The sequence below is a fragment of the Streptomyces sp. SP18BB07 genome, from assembly GCF_036322545.1.
Taxonomy (GTDB): Bacteria; Actinomycetota; Actinomycetes; order Streptomycetales; family Streptomycetaceae; genus Streptomyces; species Streptomyces deccanensis.
The window spans coordinates 49,047-65,409 of the sequence record NZ_JAQYWT010000334.1; the positions used below are offsets into that span (position 1 = coordinate 49,047).

Genomic DNA, 16,363 nt, shown 5'->3' on the forward strand with positions numbered 1-16,363 from the left:
GCCCTCAGCCCTCACTCCCTGACCCTGACCAACCCCTTCTCGTAGGCGATCACGACGGCCTGGGCGCGGTCGCGCAGGTGGAGCTTGGCGAAGATGCGAGCCACGTGCGACTTCACGGTGGCCTCGGTCAGGGTGAGTTCGGCCGCGAGTTCCGTGTTGGACAGACCGCGGCCGAGGAGGGTCAGGACCTCGAGTTCGCGCGGGGTCAGGACCTGGAGGTCGGCGGAGATCGCGGGCGGCCCGGCGGCTTCCGTGGCGAAGCGTTCCACCAGTCGCCGGGTGATGGAGGGGGCCAGCAGGGCGTCACCGGTGTCGACCAGGCGTACGGCCGCCGCGAGGTGCCGCGGCGTGACGTCCTTCAGGAGGAAGCCGCTGGCGCCGATCGACAGGGCCGCGTAGACGTACCGGTCGAGGTCGAAGGTGGTGAGCATGAGCACCCGGCACTCCGGGTTCGCGGCCAGGATGCGCCGGGTGGCCTCCAGGCCGTCCATGGTCGGCATCCGGATGTCCATCAGCACGACGTCCGGTCGCAGTTCGCGGGCCGTCGCCACCGCCTCCGCGCCGTCGGCGGCCTCGCCCACCACCTCGATGCCCCGGGCGGTGAGGATCAGCCGGAACCCGGTCCGGATCAGGGTCTGGTCGTCGACCACGAGCACGCGCGGCGCCGCTTCGGGCCCGGCCGGCGTCACGGCCGGTCCAGGGGGATGCGGGCGCGGACCCGGTAGCCGCCGCCGAGGCGGCGTCGGGCGTCCAGGTCGCCGCCGTACACGGCGACGCGCTCGCGCAGGCCCAGCAGCCCGCGCCCCGTGCCGTACGGATGGCGCGGGGTGGGCCGCGCGGGGTGCGACGGGGAGGGGGTGCCGCCGGTCAGGACGCTGGGGCCGGTGTTCAGCACCTCCACGCGCAGCGCCCGGTCGGCGTACCGCACGGTGACCTCGGCCTTGCCCCCGTCACCGTGTCTGAGCGCGTTGGTGAGCGCCTCCTGCACGATCCGGTACGCCGTCACGTCGATGCCCTGCGGCAACGGGCGGGGCTCGCCGGAGATCCGTACCTCGACGGGCAGACCGGCGAACGAGACCCGGTCGACGAGCGTCCCCAGCCGGTCGAGCCCGGGCTGGGGCGTCAGCTCCGCCAACTCCGGCCACTCCACTCGCTCCACACCGGCAACAACCACATCCCCCTCCGCATCCCCCTCCGCGTCCCGGACCGCCCCCTCCCGCGCGTCCGAGGCCGCCGTCGCGTCCAGGCCGTCCTCCGAGTCCTCGCCGTTCTGCGACGGCGCCAGCAGACCCAGCAGATGCCGTAGGTCGGTCATCGCGCCACGGCCCGCGTCCTCGACGGCGAGCAGAGCGGCCGCCGCCTCGTCCGGCATGGTGCCCAGCACCTCACGCGCCGCTCCCGCCTGGACCACCATGAGGCTGACGTTGTGGCTGACGATGTCGTGCAACTCCCGGGCGATACGGTCGCGTTCGGCCGCGATCGCGGCCCGCGCGGCGCTCTCCCGCTCCCGTTCGAGCATCCACCCGCGCTCCCCCACCGCCTTCTGCCATCGGCGCCGGGTGCGCACCAGGGCCACCGCGAGACCCGCCGCGAGACCCATCGCGACCGCCGCCACCACCCCCAGCGCCGCCGCCGGTCCGTCCGTCCCCCACTCCCACATGGGGTTCACCCTCGCAGACCGGCCCGCCGCCGCGCATCCGCCCCGGGATGGGGTCCCCTGCATCTGCGGGATGAGGCGCGGGTCATGGTGCCGTCCGGGGAGGGATGTCCTGGCGGCGCCGCTCGCCTAGCGTCCGGTGCATGGTCACCGAGGAGAACACGAACAACAGCGCGGAGGCCGTCGTACGACTCGACGGTGTGCGCAAGGAGTACGGGGAGGCGACGGCTCTGGACGGGGTGTCGCTGGAGATACGGTCCGGTGAGGCGGTCGCGGTGATGGGCCCGTCGGGATGCGGCAAGTCCACGCTGCTGAACATGATCGCCGGTCTGGACCGCCCGACGAGCGGCACGGTGACGGTGCACGGCGAGAACGTGGGGGAACTGACCGAGAAGGGGCTCGCCCTGTACCGGCGGCGCCGCATCGGCATGATCTTCCAGTTCTTCAACCTCATCGACGACCTGTCGGCGCTCGACAACGTGGCGCTGGCCGCCCAGTTGACCGGCACCCCGGCCCGCCAGGCCCGTCGTCGCGCACTGGAGCTGTTCGACGAGCTCGGCATCGCCGACCGGCGCAACGCCTACCCGGCGGTGCTCAGCGGTGGTGAACGGCAACGGGTCGCCGTGGCACGGGCGTTGATGAACCGCCCGGCCCTGCTGCTGGCGGACGAGCCGACCGGCGCGCTGGACAGCCGGGCGGGAGAGCAGGTGATGGACCTGCTGCTCGATCTCAACCAGATCGGCCAGACGCTGATCCTGGTGACGCACGACGAGCGTCTCGCCCGGCGGTGCGCCAGCCGTCTCGTCGAGTTCGCCGACGGCCGCGTGCGCGGCGAACACACCCTGGAGCCGTCCGCATGAGGGCCGTGTGGCGGGCCGCGCGCGCGGCGGTACGGCGGCGCAGGCTCCAGACGTTGGTGATCGGGCTGGTCACACTGACCTCGACGACGGCGATCGTGGTGGCGCTCGGGCTGGTCGACGCGGCCTCGTCGCCGTTCGACAAGGCCTTCGCCCAGCAGCGCGGGCCGCATGTGGTCGCCGCCTTCGACCGCGCGAAGGTCACGGACGGTCAACTGACGCGAGTGGCCCGGCAGTCCGGCGTCGCGGCGACCGCGGGCCCCTTCCCCCAGGCCACCGTCGAACTGCCGAGAGAGGTCATGAACTACGGCCTGAACAGTGAACTCACCGTCGTGGGCCGCTCCGATCCCGGGGGCCCGGTGGGCCGGTTGGACCTGTGGGCGGGCCGCTGGGCCACCGGGCCGGGCGAGGTCGTCCTCAACCGGCAGTCGGACTGGTCGGCGGACGACCTCGGCAAGAAGCTACGGCTGCCGTCCGGCCCCACCCTGACCGTCGTCGGCTTCGCCTTCGATCTGAGCCGCACCGCCGACGCCTGGGTCGCGCCGGGGCAGATCGACGCCCTGCACCCCACCGCCACACAGCTGCTGTTCCGCTTCGAGGACGCCGCGTCGGACACTGAGCTTCGCACCCAACTCACGGCGGTGACTGAGGAGTTGCCGTCGGGTGCGCTGGCCGGCTCACGGTCGTACCTCGCTCTCAAGGACCAGATCGGCAGTACGGCGCGGGCGTACGCTCCCTATCTGCTGGCCTTCGGGGTCCTCGGCGTCGTGGTGGCCGTGCTCATCGTCGCCAACGTGGTCAGCGGCGCGGTGATCTCCGGTTTCCGGCACATCGGCATCCTCAAGGCGCTGGGGTTCACCCCGGGTCAGGTGGTGGCCGTCTACCTCGTGATGATCTCCGTCCCGGCGGTGCTGGGCTGTGTCGTCGGGACGGCCGTCGGCAATCTGGCGGCACGGCCCCTGCTGCGGTTCGCGTTCACGGGCCCGGACGCGGGGGTGTTCCACGACAGTGTCTCGCTCGCTCCCTGGGTCACCGTCCTCGCCCTGACCGGCATGCCGGCCGTGTGCCTCCTCGCCGCGCTCGCGCCCTCGGTGCGCGCCCACCGGCTGTCCGCCGCGCGGGCGATCAGCGCGGGCAGCGCACCGCGCGCCGGCCGGGCGCTCGGTGTCCAGCGCCGACTGGCGGGCAGCCGGCTGCCGCGCTCGGTGAGCCTCGGGCTGGGCCTGCCGTTCGCCCGGCCGGGACGCAGTGCTCTCACGCTCGCGGCGGTGGTCCTCGGCGTGACCACCGTGACGTTCGCGACGGGCCTGGCCACGACGATGGACCGGTTGGGCAGCGCGGGGCGCGACGCCTACCAGGTGACGGTCTACGTGGGGAAGTACCGCGACGGCAAGGAGACCGGACCGGTCCACGACGACCGGGCCCTGCACGCCCTGCTGCGCTCGCTGCCGGAGGCGCGAGAGGTCACCGCCAGGGCGGACACCGAGGCCCGGCTCGCGGGTTCCACGGAGAAGCTGTGGCTCGAAGGCCGTCGCGGCGACCACCCTCTGATGGGCAACGTGCTCACCGAGGGGCGGTGGCTCCGAGGCACCGGTGAGGTGGTGGCGGGATCGGCCTTCCTGCGCAGGCACGGCCTGGACGTCGGCGACCGCTTCCGGGTCGAGAAGGGAGACCGTGGCGCGGACGTGGTCGTCGTCGGGGAGTACATGGAGACGAACGCCCGTGTCGTCGTCACGGACTGGGCGACCATGCGGGCGGTGGCGCCGGAGGAGAAGCCCATCGCCTACCACGTCAAGCTCCGCGACGGGGCCGACGCGGGAGCCTACGCCCGCGCCGCCGAAGCGGCCGACCCGGGGGTCAGCCCGTCCGTGACCGGCGCCAACTCCATCACCCGAACCATCATCGGCTCCGCCACCGCGCTCACCCTCCTGCTCGCCGCCGTGACGTCCCTCGGCGTGTTCAACACCGTCGTCCTCAACACCCGCGACCGCCGCCGCGACCTCGGCATGCTGAAGTCGATCGGCATGACACCACGCCAGGTCACAGCGATGACAGTGGCCTCCATGGCGCTGCTCGGGGCCCTCGGCTCGCTCCTGGGCATCCCGCTCGGCATGGTGGGCCACGAGCTGGTCGTCCCGCGAATGGCGGACGCGGTGGACCTCACCCTGCCGTCGTACATGACGGACGTCTGGAACGCCCCGGCGCTGGCCGGCCTGGCCCTCGCCGGCATCGTGATCGCCGTCCTGGGCGCGTACGTCCCGGCACGCCGCGCGGCCCGGCTGACGATCGCCCAGGTGCTGCACAACGAGTGAGGGGCCCCCTGAGGGGCGCGGCCGTTCCTCGGCCGCGCCCCAGTTGCATCACTCGGATCATAAATACAATTACGATGTCCTCCACTCTCCCATCCACCGGAACGAGCGCGGGGACCCATGTCACGGCCGAATCTGACCACCTCCCTCGCCACCCGCCTGGTGGACCTGATGCGTCGCAGCGAACTGCCGGAGGGCGCGCACGTCACCGAGCAATGGGCCGCGGACACCCTGGACGTCTCGCGCACACCGGTCCGCAAGGCCATGCTCTTCCTGACCGAGGTCGGCATCCTCGAACGGGTCCCCCAGCGCGGTTTCTTCCTCACCCGTGACGCGGGCGCCCTCACCCGCCCATCCCTCGGCGAGGGCGACCACACCGGCGACGACGCGGAGCGGACGGCCTACTTCGAGATCGCCGACGACCACCTCGGCGGGCGCTTCACCGGCCCTTTCACCTCGGCCGACGTCAGCCGCCGCTACCGGCTGACCTCCCGCCAGGCGGACCGGGTCCTGGCCCGCATGGAGGGCGAGGACCTGGTGCGGCGCAGAACCGGCGGCCGGGGCTGGGAGTTCCAGCAGGTCATGGCCACCGTGGAGGCGCACACCCAGAGTTACCGGTTCCGGATGATCGTCGAGCCCGCCGCGCTGCTGGAGCCGGGCTTCACGGTGGACGCTGCCGCCTTCGCACAGCATCGGCAGCAGCAGGAGGCCCTGCTGCAGGGGGACATCCTGCTGCTGCCGCGCGCCGAACTGTTCCAGGTCAACGCCTCGTTCCACGAGATGCTGGTCGGCTGCTCGGGCAACCCGTTCCTGCTCGACGCCGTACGTCGTCAGAACCGGCTCCGCCGGCTCATCGAGTACCGCCACCAGGTCGACCGGTCCCGCCTGGCGCGCCAGGCACGCGAGCATCTGCGCCTGCTCGACCTCGTGGAGGAGGGCGACCTCCCGGCGGCGTCGGCCTTCCTGCACGAGCATCTGGACCAGGTGCGGGTGATCAAGACCGGGTAGCCCACTGCCCCTGCGACCCGTTGTACTAATGCGCGGACTAAGACAATATGAGCCTCTGAAGTACCCGGGAAGTACCCGGTGAGTCCCGGACTCGCCGGAAGAGGGACTCACCACCGCAGCAGGGGACCATGAACGCCGACCGCACCACCGCGCCCACCGTTTCCGCCGTCCTCACCGCGCACGGTCGCGCCCACCGCTATCTGCCCCTGGCCGGACTGCTGCCGCGCGCGGAACTGGACGCCCTCCCCTACGCGATCCGCGTGCTGCTGGAGAACGTCGCCCGCCGGGCACCCGAGGCACTGGCGGACATGCTGCACCGGGCACGCACCGGAAGCGGTGCGTGCGAGGTACCGGTGCATCCGAACCGGATCATGCTGCACGACACCACCTGCCTCCCCGCCCTAGCCGACCTCGCGGCCATGCGCGACAGCGTCGCCGAGCTGGGCGGCGACCCCGGGCGGCTGCAACCGTCGATCCCCGTCGACCTGACCGTCGACCACTCCGTCATCGTCGAGGAGTACGGCCGGCCGGACGCCGTCGAACGCAATCTGCTGATCGACTTCCGCCGCAACACCGAGCGCTACGAGATGGTGAAGTGGGCCGAGCGCAACGTCGACAACTTCCGCGTCGTACCGCCGGGCACCGGCATCATCCACCAGGTCAACATGGAGACGCTGGCCCGTGTGGTGTGGACGGAGGAGTCGCCGGACGGCGCGCCGCCCGTCCTCCACCCGGACGTGCTCGTCGCCACCGACAGCCACACCCCGATGATCAATGCCCTCGGTGTCGTCGGCTGGGGCGTCGGCGGGCTGGAGGGCCAGGCCGCCATGCTGGGCGAGCCCGTCACCATCCCCTACCCCGAGGTGGTCGGTGTCCGGCTGACGGGTCGGCTGCGCCCCGGCGTGGGCGCCACCGATCTCGCCCTCACCCTCACCGAACTCCTGCGCGCGCACGGCGTGGTGGATAGGTTCGTCGAGTTCTGCGGCCCCGGTGTCACCACCCTCGGCTGGGCGGAGCGCGCGGCCGTCTCCAACATGGCTCCCGAGTACGGGGCGACCTGTGTGTACTTCCCGTACGACGACGAGACGGCCGCGTATCTGCGGCTCACCGGCCGGGACGAGGAGCACGTCCGCCTCGTCGAGGCCTATCTCACCGCACAGGGCCTCAAGCGCACCGACGACCGACCCGAACCCCGCTACGACACCGTCGTCGATCTCGCCCTCGGCACGGTCGAGCCGAGCATGGCGGGCCCGAACCTGCCCCACCAGCGGCTGTCGCTGTCCCGTGTGCCCGAGTCCTACCGCGCCGCCGCTCCGGCCCCCGCTCCGGCCCTCGCTCCGGCCCTCGCGCCGGCCCCCGCCCGGGAGGGCGCCGTGGACGAGAGTGCCTTCGGTGAGCCGTTGCCCGAGGGCCCGGTCGCCCTGGCCTCGATCACCAGTTGCACCCACACGGCCAACCCGGCGCTGCTGATCCAGGCGGGCCTGCTGGCCGAGCGGGCGGTGGCGGCCGGGCTGACCGCCAAGCCCTGGGTGAAGACGTCCCTCTCCCCCGGCTCACGCGTGGTCGAGGAGTATCTGCGGGCGTCCGGTCTGCTGCCCGCGCTGGAGAAGACGGGCTTCCACATCGTCGGCTTCGGCTGCATGACCTGCATCGGCAACTCCGGGCCGCTGCATCCGGTGCTGGAGCGCCTCGCCGAGGAGGGCACGATCGCCCCGGTCGCCGTGCTCTCCGGCAACCGCAACTTCGCGGGACGGGTCAACCCCCGTACCCCGCTGTCGTATCTGGCCTCCCCGCCCCTGGTCGTCGCCTACGCACTGGCCGGCTCGGTCCTGCACGACTTCGAGACCGAGCCGCTGGGCACCGGACCCGACGGCCGCCCCGTACACCTGCGGGATCTCTGGCCCTCCGAGGAGGAGGTGCGGGACCGGGTCGCCGAGCACGTCCGGCCGGAGCTGTTCCGCGCGAACGCCGAGCGGCTGCGCGAGGGAACCGATGCCTGGCGCCGGCTGGACGTGCCCGCCGGCATCCGCTTCCCCTGGGACCCGGAGTCCACGTACATCCGCCGTCCCCCACACCTGACCGGCCTGTCGACGGCCGCTCCGGACCGCCTCGGCCCGCACGTCGCCAAGGTCCTGCTGCACCTCGGCGACGACGTGACCACGGACCACATCTCCCCCGCCGGCCGCATCCCCGTCGACAGCGCGGCGGGCCACTGGCTCACCGAACGCGGAGTCGCCCGCCGTGACCTGAACCAGTACGCGACCCGCCGCAGCAACCACGAGGTCATGCTGCGCGGCGCCTTCACCAACCCGACCGTCGCCAACCTGACCCTGCCGGGGCGGCGAGAGGGCGGGCACGCCTACACGGCCGACCGCACCGAGGTCCTGCCCGTGCACCTGGCCGCGCCGGCCTACCGGGAGTCCGGGTACGACCTGGTCGTCGTCGCCGGTCGCCACTACGGCGCCGGTTCCAGTCGCGACTGGGCGGCCAAGGCCCAGGCCCTGCTGGGTGTCCGGGCGGTCGTGGCCGAGTCGTACGAGCGCATCCACCGCAGCAATCTGATCGGCATGGGAGTGCTGCCGCTGGAGTTCACCGAGGGCGACCGTGCCTCCTCGTACGAGTTCACCGGCGAGGAGGAGCTGACCTTCGAAGGTCTCGACGACCTGACCGTGGGCGCCCATCCGGTCGTCCTGCGCATCGCGCGAGCCGACCGCGCCCCCGTGACCGTGGCCCTGAGGCTACGGATCTACTCACGGCAGGAACTGTCCTACCTCCGGCACGGCGGCATCCTCCCGTACGTCGTCCGCCGCACCCTGACCCGGTCCTGACCCGACCCCCCTCACGCCCGGCCCGGCGCTCCCGAGCGCAGGCCGCGCATGACGAGGTCGAAGAGGCGGCCGGCCCGGGGGCGCCAGTCGCTCTGCGGATCGAGCTGCCAGACGCCGGCGATGGCGAGGAGGAAATCGTCCCCGGTCACACCGGGGCGGATGGTGCCGGCTTCGTGGTTGGCGTCCAACAGGAGGTCGATCGCGGCGAGGAAGCGCGGATAGCCCGGTTTCGCCGAACCGCCCGTAGCGGCGGCGGCCCGGCGGAGCGCGTCCGCCAGGCCGGCCTTGGCCATGGCATAGCGGGCAAGGCCGTCCATCCATTCCCGCAGGGCCCGGTCGGGTTCCCGGGTCCGCAGCAACTCGGCGGCACTGTCGGCGAGTTGACCGACCTCCTGGCGGTGGATCTCCAGGACGAGCGCCTCGCGGTCGGGGAAGTTGCGGTAGAGAGTGCCCTGTCCGACACCCGCCTTCTTGGCGATCACACTGAGCGGGACGTCGGCGGAGCGCGACAGCTCGGCCAGCGCCACCTCCAGAATGCGCTCACGGTTGCGCTGCGCGTCCGACCGCTGCGGCCCCTCACCCCTCGACACCACTCACCGTCCCGTCACCCTCGCGGACAACCGTCCACTTAGGCGCACCTTACCGCGCCCGCATGAGCAGCCGGAACGCGCCCTTCCGCTGCCATCACGGATTAGAACAGTCGTCATAGAATCGTGTACCGTCCCCCTATAACGATCGCCATAGGAGGCAGCATGACCGTCATCACCGTGAACACCGCACAGGGACGCCTGGACCTCGAACAGCGCCGGACGCTGGCCGAGACACTGACGGACGCGGTCCTGGTGCCCGAGGTGGGCCAGTTCGCCCCGGCCGCGCGGGCCGGGTTCCAGGTCCACTTCGTGGAGCGGGCCGCCGACATGATGGCGATGGGCGGGCGTCTGCTGGTGGACGCCGAGCAGGCCGCCGACGTCATGGTGATCGATGTGACCGTGATGGACGGCGACTGGCGCCGGGAGGTCCGGGCCGAGGTCATCGAACGGATCCTGGCCGCGCTGACCGAGGCGTGCGGGGTCGCCCAGCCCTCGCCCGCATGGTGGGTCACCTTCCGGGTCGTCGACGAGGGCAGCTGGGGCGCCGGCGGCGGGGTGCTGTCGGTCCTCTCGCTGCTCGACAGCGGTGTGTTCACGGAAGAGAAGGCCGAGGCGATCCGCGCGGCCCTGGGCGTCCGGGGCACCCGAGGCGCCTGAACAGGGCGCGACCAACCTCCGGGCACCGGTCTGGTCGGCCTCGCGCACCGCGTCCTTCAGTCAGTCGGACGGCGGCCGTGCCGAGCGGGGCGTCCACGCCCCGGGCCAGGGCGAGTTCGGCGAACAGCGCCTCCGCGGTGTCGGGGTCATGGGTCAACGCCCGCCGTTGCCGCCCAGACACTCCAGCGCCTCGGCGGCGAAGCCCGGTCCGCGCTTGGTCACCCAGTACCTGCCGCCGGCGGTGACGATCCGACGGTCCGGCACTTCGTCGGCCGTCCCGATCCGCCCGCGGGGGAACTGGCCGCGACCCTGTGGCCGCTGGACGCCTGGGCGGTCACCGCCGAGACGTCCAGCGGCCACATCGAGCGGACCCGGGAGCCCGCGGAACGCTTCACCGCCCTCGCGGCCGCCGTACGCCATCTGCTCGCCGACCCGGTCCTGCCGGACGACCCCTCCCAGCCGACTGGCCGGGCCCCGCGTTGCGGGCCACGTACACGACGTACCGACGGGAGCTGGTCGAGACGGTGCTGGGGCGGACGGACCGAGCCGGGACCGAGAGACCGGGCACGGACCGAGCCGCACGCGCCGTCAGGTCCGCCGTTCGACCGCCCCGGCGATCAGCGCCTCCAGTTGCTCCGCCACCTGATCGAGGGGCGCGATGCTGCGCTTGGCACGGCACATGGCGATCGCACCCTCGGCCGAGGCCACAACGAGCGCGGCGAGGCCGGAGGCCCGCTCCGGGTCTACACCGTGGTCGCACAACGCGTCGGCGAGCAGGCGCTCCCAGCCGTCGAAGGCCTCGGCGGCGGCGGTGAGGGCCGGCGGGATCTCATCGGCCGGGGGCTCCTCCACGGACACCGCGAGCACGGGGCAGCCGGCGCGGAACTCACTGTCGAGGACGACGCCGCGCCACAGGGTCAGGAACGCGCGCAGCCCGGCGACGGGGCCCGCCTCCAGCGCCCTGCCCAGGACGCGGGCGATGGCCGTGTCCGCGTAGCGCACGGCCTCGGTGGCCAGTTGCCCCTTGCCCTCGGGGAAGTAGTGGTAGGTCGAGCCGAGGGGCGCCTTGGCGTGTTTGGCCAGGTTCCGGATGCTCGCGGCGTTCAGGCCGCGCCTACTGATCAGATCGGCCGCCCCGGCCACGATGCGTTCACGGGACGGCGTGCCCTCCTGCGCCAAGACCGTGCTCCCCTCTGGCTATATCGCTCGTCATAGTCTAGCGTGACCTCCGTTTATAACGATCGTCATAGACCGTGTGAAGGTCTTCGATCCATCCCGACGACCCACCCCCCGAAGGGACTTCGCCATGCCGATGATCCGGCTCACCGCCCCGACCGGTTCACTGACCGAGGCCGGCCGCGAGAAGGTCCAGCGCGAACTCGCCGCCGTGCTGCTGCGCCGGGAGGGCGCGCCCGACACCGCGTTCTTCCGCGCCCAGGCGTGGAGCTATCTGGTCGAGCTGCCCGAAGGGGCGCAGACCACGGCAGAGGACGACGCACCGCGCTTCCTCGTGGAGGTGACCGTTCCGCAGGGGGCGCTGTCCGAGCGACGCCGGGCCGGGCTGGTCGAGGACGCCACCGGGACCGTCCTCGAAGCCGCCGGACTGCCCGCGACCGAGGCCCCGCGGGTGTGGGTGCTGGTGCACGAGCAGCCCGACGGCACCTGGGGCGCGGGCGGCTCCGTCGTCCGCTTCGCCGACCTCGTGGCCCTGGCGAAGGGGCAGCGGACCGATGCGTGAACTGACCTACGTGGCCCGCCGCACCGTCGAGTGGCGCGAGGCCCCCGACCCGGAACTGCGCTCCGACGCGGAGGCGATCGTCGCGCCGGTGGCCGCCACCCCGTGCGACGTGGACTCCGCGATCCTCGCCGGTCACGGTTTCATCGAGCCGCCCTTCGCCCTGGGACACGAGTGCGTGGCACGGGTCGTGGAGACCGGCGACGCCGTCACCACCGTGGCCCCCGGTGACCTGGTCGTCGTGCCCTGGTCCATCAACTGCGGAGCCTGCGACCACTGCCGGGCCGGGCTCACCGCGCACTGCACGGCCGTACCGCACATGGCGATGTACGGGGCGCCGATCGGCGGCACCTGGGGCGGCCTCTTCTCCGACCTGGTCCGCGTGCCGTACGCGCAGGCCATGCTGGTTCCCCTGCCCGCCGGCCTCGACCCCGTCGCCATGGCCTCCGCGAGCGACAACTGGTCGCTTTCCTGGCGCCTGGTCGCACCCCACCTCACGAACCGTCCCGGCGCCCGTGTCCTGGTCGTCGCGCGGGGCAGCATCGGCCTCTACGTGTGCGACATCGCCCGGGCGCTCGGCGCCTCCGACGTGCTCTACGTCGACCCCGACCCCGCGCACCGGCAGCTCGCCGAGGGCTTCGGCGCCCGTACCGCCGAGACGGTCGAGCCCGTCCCGCACGGCTTCGACCTCGCCGTCGAGGCCACCGGCCGCGTCGACCAACTCGCCCTCGCCGTCAAGTGCCTCGCCCCGGAAGGCGTCTGCGAGTCGGCGGGCAACCACTTCCGCCCCGGCGAACTGCCCCTGCTCGACATGTACCTCACAGGCGTCACCCTGCGCGTCGCCCGCGACAACGTCCGCGCCCACATCCCCGACGCGCTCGACCTCGCCCGCTCAGGCAAGGTCGACCCGGCGCGCGTCGTCTCCCACGTCCTCGACTGGGAACACCTCCCCGAGGCGCTCCCCGAGAAACACCTCAAGCCGGTCTTCGTCCGCGCCGCCGGGTGACCCGCTCCGCGGGGTGGGCGAGTTCATGGAGCCGGTGCTTCATCGAGGACGGCGAGACCGACCACCGGACTGACCGGGCTGCCACCGGCGGACGTAGAAGAAGTAGCCCTGGTCCTTTCGAGTACGTCGACGCCGGCGGCGGGCGGGGCCGGGCCGCGCGCACGGCCCGCCCGGCGGGGGCGCCTGCTCGGCGCCTCCGGACCCGGCCTCCGCCGCCCCCTCCTGCGGGCTCAGACCGTGGGGTCGAACCAGGTGACCGTGTCGGACATGGCCTGCTTGATGCGGAACAGCGCGAACTCGCTCAGATCCGGCGGCAGGGCGTCCAGCGAGAACCAGCCGACGTCCAGGGACTCGTCGTCGTTGACGCGTGCCTCCCCGCCCACGGCACGGCAGTAGAACGTCGTGTCCATGTACTGGCAGACGTCCCCGTTGTCGTACCGCACCGGTTCCAACGCCTGTACGAGGACGACCCGTTCGGCCACGCACCGGACCGCCGTCTCCTCCTCGACCTCCCGCACGGCACAGGCCGCCGGCTGCTCCCCCGGGTCCGGGATGCCGCCGATCAGCGACCACTTGCCGTTGTCGGACCGACGGCCCAGCAGCACTCTGCCCTCGTCGTCGAAGACGAGGGCGGTGACTCCGGGGAGCCAGAGGAGCTGGTTGCCGGCGGAAGCACGGAGTGTGCGGATGAAATCAGGGGTAGCCATGGAGCCGACCCTAACGGGCCGGTCCCCTCACTCCGCCTCATCCAGGGCGCGCACGCGAGGCGTACGGCTACACGCCACCGGCGCGCCTCCCGCGCACACCGGCCGCGATCGCCCAGCCGAGGCCACCCGCCGCGACCAGCACCAACAGCATCTCGGGCGCGATACCGACCCGGGTGGCGGGCGTCTCGGAGGTGCGCAGCGGCACCTTCTGCACCAGAGAGTCCGGGACGAACATTCCGGTCTTCTGGGTGATCCTGCCGTCCGGCATGATGATCGCACTGACACCGCTGGTCACCGGGACGGTGACGGTGCGGCTGTGTTCGACGGCGCGGACCCGGGACATCGCGAGCTGCTGGTACGTCATCTCGCTGCGGTCGAAGGTGGCGTTGTTGCTCGGCACCGAGATCAGCTGCGCGCCGTCGGTGACCTCGGAGCGCACGGCCCAGTCGAAGGCGGCCTCGTAGCAGGTGACCAGTCCGACCTTCGCCCCGTCCATGGTGAACACACCGGGCTCGGTGCCCCGGCTGAAGTCCTGGCGGACCATGGACGTCCACTCGCTGTTGATTGCGCCGATCAGCGACCGCAGCGGCAGGTACTCGCCGAACGGCTGGATCTGCCGCTTGTCGTAGGTGTCGACGGGGCCCTTCTCGGGGTCCCACAGGATCTGCTCGTTGTAGAGCTTGCCGTCCCGCTCCACCACGCCGCCGACGGAGATGGGGGCACCGATGGCGGTGGCCGCATCCTCGATCACCGTGCGGGCGTCGGGGTTGGCGAAGGGGTCGATGTCGGAGGAGTTCTCCGGCCAGAGCACGAAGTCGGGCCGGGCGACCTTGCCGGCCTTCACCTCGGCGGCCAGCCGCTCGGTCTCCCTGGCGTGGTAGTCCAGCACGGCCCGTCGCTGGGCGTTGAAGTCGAGCCCCAGGCGCGGGACGTTGCCCTGGATGACCGCCACGGTGGCCGTGCCGGCCTCGGCCTCGTCGCTCACCAGCGCGCGGGAGGCGAGGGCGCCCACCAGGGGTGCGGCCATGGAGAGCGCGGCCACGGCCGCGGTGCCCCGGCGTACGGCCTCTCCGGTGCGCCGGTTCGCCACGAGCAGCCGAACCGCCTCGTACAGCCCGAAGCCGCACAGCACGACCGCGAAGCCGAGCACGGGTGTGCCGCCGAGAGCGGCCAGGGGCAGGAAGACACCGTCCGCCTGGCCGAAGGCGATCTTGCCCCACGGGAACCCGTTGAAGGGGGCACGCGCGCGTGCCGCCTCGCCGGCGATCCACAGGGCGGCGGCCCACACCGGCCAGCCGGGCAGCTTGGAGACGACGGCGACGCCCGCGCCGACGAGCGCCACGAACACCGCCTCGATCACGACCAGCGCGAGCCACGGACCGGGACCGACCTCCACGCCGGTCCACACCAGCAGCGGCAGCAGGAATCCGAGGCCGAACAGGTAGCCGAGACCGAGGCCCGCCTTCCAGCTCCGTCCGCGCAGCACCCAGCCGAAGACCGCGAAGGCCGGCAGGGCCAGCCACCACAGGGTGCGGGGCGGGAAGCTGACATAGAGCAGCACCCCGGAGAGGGCCGCGGCGACGGCCGGAAGGAGCCGGTCGACCCATCGGGACACCCGGGACACGGGCGTGGCCTGGGGTTCGAGCTGTTCCGGCTCGTCTACGGGAGTGGCGGTGACGGTCACTCGGGGAGTGTACGGCGCGTCACCCCGGCGCCGACAGCGCGGCCTGTGCGTCCGGGCTGAGGCTATTGTCTCCCACCGGCCGCATCGTTCCTGCATAACTCGTCCACAAACCGGCGCATCACCCGTTACGGTGTGCGCGAGCCTCTGACGTGCGGCCGGATGTGGTCCTGGCGGTCGAGGCCCGGCACAGTCGGGGGGCGACACGTTGGGGTCCACGGGGACGGAGTCCGCGGCCGGAGCGTCGGCCTCGCACGAGAGACGGAACGTCTCCGATGTCACGGGTGTGCTCATGCTCGGGGCGTGCGCGGCCTGGTCGCTGATCACGGCGGCGGCGCGGGGCGGCCGTCCGGAGGGGGTGCTGCTGGCGGTGCTCGCGGTGGCGGCCGGTTACGCGGCGGGCCGGATCTGCGGGGCCCTGCTGCCGGTGGTGGCACCGTCCGCCGGCGCGTTGGCCGGGATCGGTCTGGCGGTCACCGACCCGCACACCATGACGGGCTCGCCGCTGGTCTCACCGCTCGGGCACACCGGCGCGACGGCCGCGCTGCTGGTCCTGGCCGCCGGTGCCGCCTGCTGTGCCGCCTGGGCGGCCCGCCCGCCGGCCCTGAGGCTGGCCCTGCGGCTGCTGGCCTGCGGCATCGCGGTGACCGCGGCGGTGCTCGGCTCGACCACCGGCTTCGCCGCGTGCGCCGGGGTGGTGCTGTGCTCGCTCGCGGCGGCCCGGATGCGCCGGGGCCTCGGCCTCGTGGGGCTGGCCGTCGCCACGGCCCTGGTGACGGCGACGGTCTGGGCCGTCGCCGAGAACGCCCTGCCGGCCGGACTGACCGACTCGCTGGAGGGGCAGCTCACCCCGCACCGGATCCTGCTGTGGCACGACGCGCTCGGCCTGGTCCACGACGATCCGCTGCTCGGCGCGGGACCGGGCCGCTTCGGGGAGCTCAGCCCGACGGTCGCCCAGTCACTGTCGGGCGACGCCCGGCCCCACTCGGCGCCCCTGCAGCTGGCGGCCGAACAGGGGCTCGTCGGGGTCGCCCTGCTCGCCGCCGTGTTCGGCTGGGTCCTCTACGTCCTGTGGCGGACCCCGCGCTCCACACCGGTGGTCCTCACCGCCGGCGCGGCCCTGACCGCGGTGGCCGTGATCGCCGCCGTGGGCAACGCGCTGAGCTTCACGACGGTGACGGCGGGCGCGGGCCTGCTCGCGGGGATGGCGACGGCATGGCCCCTGCCGGAAGGGGAGCCCGGCAGGGCACCGGACCTCGACCACCGCTAGGGCGGGACGACCGCCGGGGCGAGACAACCAGGGCCCGGCTGACGGATTCCGTGGAGGA

14 protein-coding genes and 1 pseudogene are annotated in these 16,363 nt (G+C 72.7%); 8 read left to right on the plus strand and 7 right to left on the minus strand.

The genetic code is table 11. The features are described 5' to 3' along the window. Positions 1-11: 11 nt before the first annotated feature. Complete coding sequence (locus tag PUR53_RS26760) at positions 12-689, minus strand: response regulator transcription factor (protein ID WP_329897820.1); 678 nt, start codon at positions 687-689, stop codon at positions 12-14. Then, complete coding sequence (locus PUR53_RS26765; RefSeq protein WP_329909884.1) at positions 686-1,660, minus strand: sensor histidine kinase; 975 nt, start codon at positions 1,658-1,660, stop codon at positions 686-688. Before PUR53_RS26765 ends, PUR53_RS26760 begins: the two co-directional genes overlap by 4 nt. A 140-nt stretch (positions 1,661-1,800) precedes the next feature. Here PUR53_RS26765 and PUR53_RS26770 point away from each other — a divergent pair, with 140 nt between their 5' ends. From PUR53_RS26770 to acnA, 4 genes are all read left to right on the plus strand, one after another. Continuing rightward, positions 1,801-2,517 (plus strand): ABC transporter ATP-binding protein, encoded by a 717-nt coding sequence (locus PUR53_RS26770; protein WP_329897818.1) that lies wholly within the window; start codon positions 1,801-1,803, stop codon positions 2,515-2,517. Further along, on the plus strand, positions 2,514-4,826 hold the full coding sequence (locus PUR53_RS26775) for an FtsX-like permease family protein (protein WP_329897817.1): 2,313 nt from the start codon (positions 2,514-2,516) through the stop codon (positions 4,824-4,826). Before PUR53_RS26770 ends, PUR53_RS26775 begins: the two co-directional genes overlap by 4 nt. Positions 4,827-4,943: 117 nt before the next feature. Continuing rightward, entirely contained in the window at positions 4,944-5,831 is an 888-nt protein-coding gene (locus PUR53_RS26780; protein ID WP_329909886.1) for a GntR family transcriptional regulator, read from the plus strand. 128 nt (positions 5,832-5,959) lie between these two features. After that, positions 5,960-8,659, plus strand: a complete 2,700-nt coding sequence (gene acnA, locus PUR53_RS26785; RefSeq protein ID WP_329909887.1) for an aconitate hydratase AcnA — start codon at positions 5,960-5,962, stop codon at positions 8,657-8,659. 11 nt (positions 8,660-8,670) lie between these two features. Here acnA and PUR53_RS26790 read toward each other — a convergent pair whose 3' ends face one another. Further along, complete coding sequence (locus tag PUR53_RS26790) at positions 8,671-9,252, minus strand: TetR/AcrR family transcriptional regulator (protein WP_329897814.1); 582 nt, start codon at positions 9,250-9,252, stop codon at positions 8,671-8,673. Positions 9,253-9,411: 159 nt separating this feature from the next. On the opposite strand from PUR53_RS26790, the gene PUR53_RS26795 reads away from it, so the two are divergent. Then, on the plus strand, positions 9,412-9,906 hold the full coding sequence (locus PUR53_RS26795; protein WP_329909888.1) for a tautomerase enzyme: 495 nt from the start codon (positions 9,412-9,414) through the stop codon (positions 9,904-9,906). Between the two features lie 9 nt (positions 9,907-9,915). Here the strand turns inward: PUR53_RS26795 and PUR53_RS26800 are convergent. Beyond that, a pseudogene (locus tag PUR53_RS26800) lies at positions 9,916-10,209 on the minus strand (DNA alkylation response protein); the annotation flags it as partial. 285 nt (positions 10,210-10,494) lie between these two features. Beyond that, positions 10,495-11,085: a TetR/AcrR family transcriptional regulator gene (locus PUR53_RS26810; RefSeq protein WP_329897812.1), complete on the minus strand. Its 591-nt coding sequence runs from the start codon at positions 11,083-11,085 to the stop codon at positions 10,495-10,497. Between the two features lie 127 nt (positions 11,086-11,212). Here PUR53_RS26810 and PUR53_RS26815 point away from each other — a divergent pair, with 127 nt between their 5' ends. Then, positions 11,213-11,644 (plus strand): tautomerase family protein, encoded by a 432-nt coding sequence (locus PUR53_RS26815; RefSeq protein ID WP_329909889.1) that lies wholly within the window; start codon positions 11,213-11,215, stop codon positions 11,642-11,644. Beyond that, the gene (locus tag PUR53_RS26820; protein WP_329909890.1) at positions 11,637-12,647 is read left to right on the plus strand and encodes a zinc-dependent alcohol dehydrogenase; all 1,011 of its coding nucleotides are present in this window, start codon (positions 11,637-11,639) and stop codon (positions 12,645-12,647) included. Before PUR53_RS26815 ends, PUR53_RS26820 begins: the two co-directional genes overlap by 8 nt. 230 nt (positions 12,648-12,877) lie before the next feature. Here the strand turns inward: PUR53_RS26820 and PUR53_RS26825 are convergent, their stop codons facing one another. Both PUR53_RS26825 and lnt read right to left on the minus strand, forming a co-directional pair. Then, complete coding sequence (locus PUR53_RS26825) at positions 12,878-13,354, minus strand: NUDIX hydrolase (protein WP_319244991.1); 477 nt, start codon at positions 13,352-13,354, stop codon at positions 12,878-12,880. Positions 13,355-13,421: 67 nt separating this feature from the next. Continuing rightward, entirely contained in the window at positions 13,422-15,038 is a 1,617-nt protein-coding gene (gene lnt / locus PUR53_RS26830) for an apolipoprotein N-acyltransferase (RefSeq protein ID WP_329909891.1), read from the minus strand. A gap of 283 nt (positions 15,039-15,321) precedes the next feature. Here lnt and PUR53_RS26835 point away from each other — a divergent pair, with 283 nt between their 5' ends. Then, positions 15,322-16,305, plus strand: coding sequence for an O-antigen ligase family protein (locus tag PUR53_RS26835; protein ID WP_443078136.1), 984 nt, complete (start codon positions 15,322-15,324; stop codon positions 16,303-16,305). The last annotated feature ends 58 nt before the right edge of the window (positions 16,306-16,363 follow it).

What these genes read in the sequence shown, in the direction of transcription:
- PUR53_RS26765 (WP_329909884.1), bottom strand. Translation starts at nt 1,660, where the DNA reads ATGTGGGAGTGGGGGACGGACGGACCGGCGGCGGCGCTGGGGGTGGTG.
- PUR53_RS26770 (WP_329897818.1), top strand. Translation starts at nt 1,801, where the DNA reads ATGGTCACCGAGGAGAACACGAACAACAGCGCGGAGGCCGTCGTACGA.
- PUR53_RS26775 (WP_329897817.1), top strand. Translation starts at nt 2,514, where the DNA reads ATGAGGGCCGTGTGGCGGGCCGCGCGCGCGGCGGTACGGCGGCGCAGG.
- PUR53_RS26780 (WP_329909886.1), top strand. Translation starts at nt 4,944, where the DNA reads ATGTCACGGCCGAATCTGACCACCTCCCTCGCCACCCGCCTGGTGGAC.
- acnA (WP_329909887.1), top strand. Translation starts at nt 5,960, where the DNA reads ATGAACGCCGACCGCACCACCGCGCCCACCGTTTCCGCCGTCCTCACC.
- PUR53_RS26795 (WP_329909888.1), top strand. Translation starts at nt 9,412, where the DNA reads ATGACCGTCATCACCGTGAACACCGCACAGGGACGCCTGGACCTCGAA.
- PUR53_RS26815 (WP_329909889.1), top strand. Translation starts at nt 11,213, where the DNA reads ATGCCGATGATCCGGCTCACCGCCCCGACCGGTTCACTGACCGAGGCC.
- PUR53_RS26820 (WP_329909890.1), top strand. Translation starts at nt 11,637, where the DNA reads ATGCGTGAACTGACCTACGTGGCCCGCCGCACCGTCGAGTGGCGCGAG.
- PUR53_RS26825 (WP_319244991.1), bottom strand. Translation starts at nt 13,354, where the DNA reads ATGGCTACCCCTGATTTCATCCGCACACTCCGTGCTTCCGCCGGCAAC.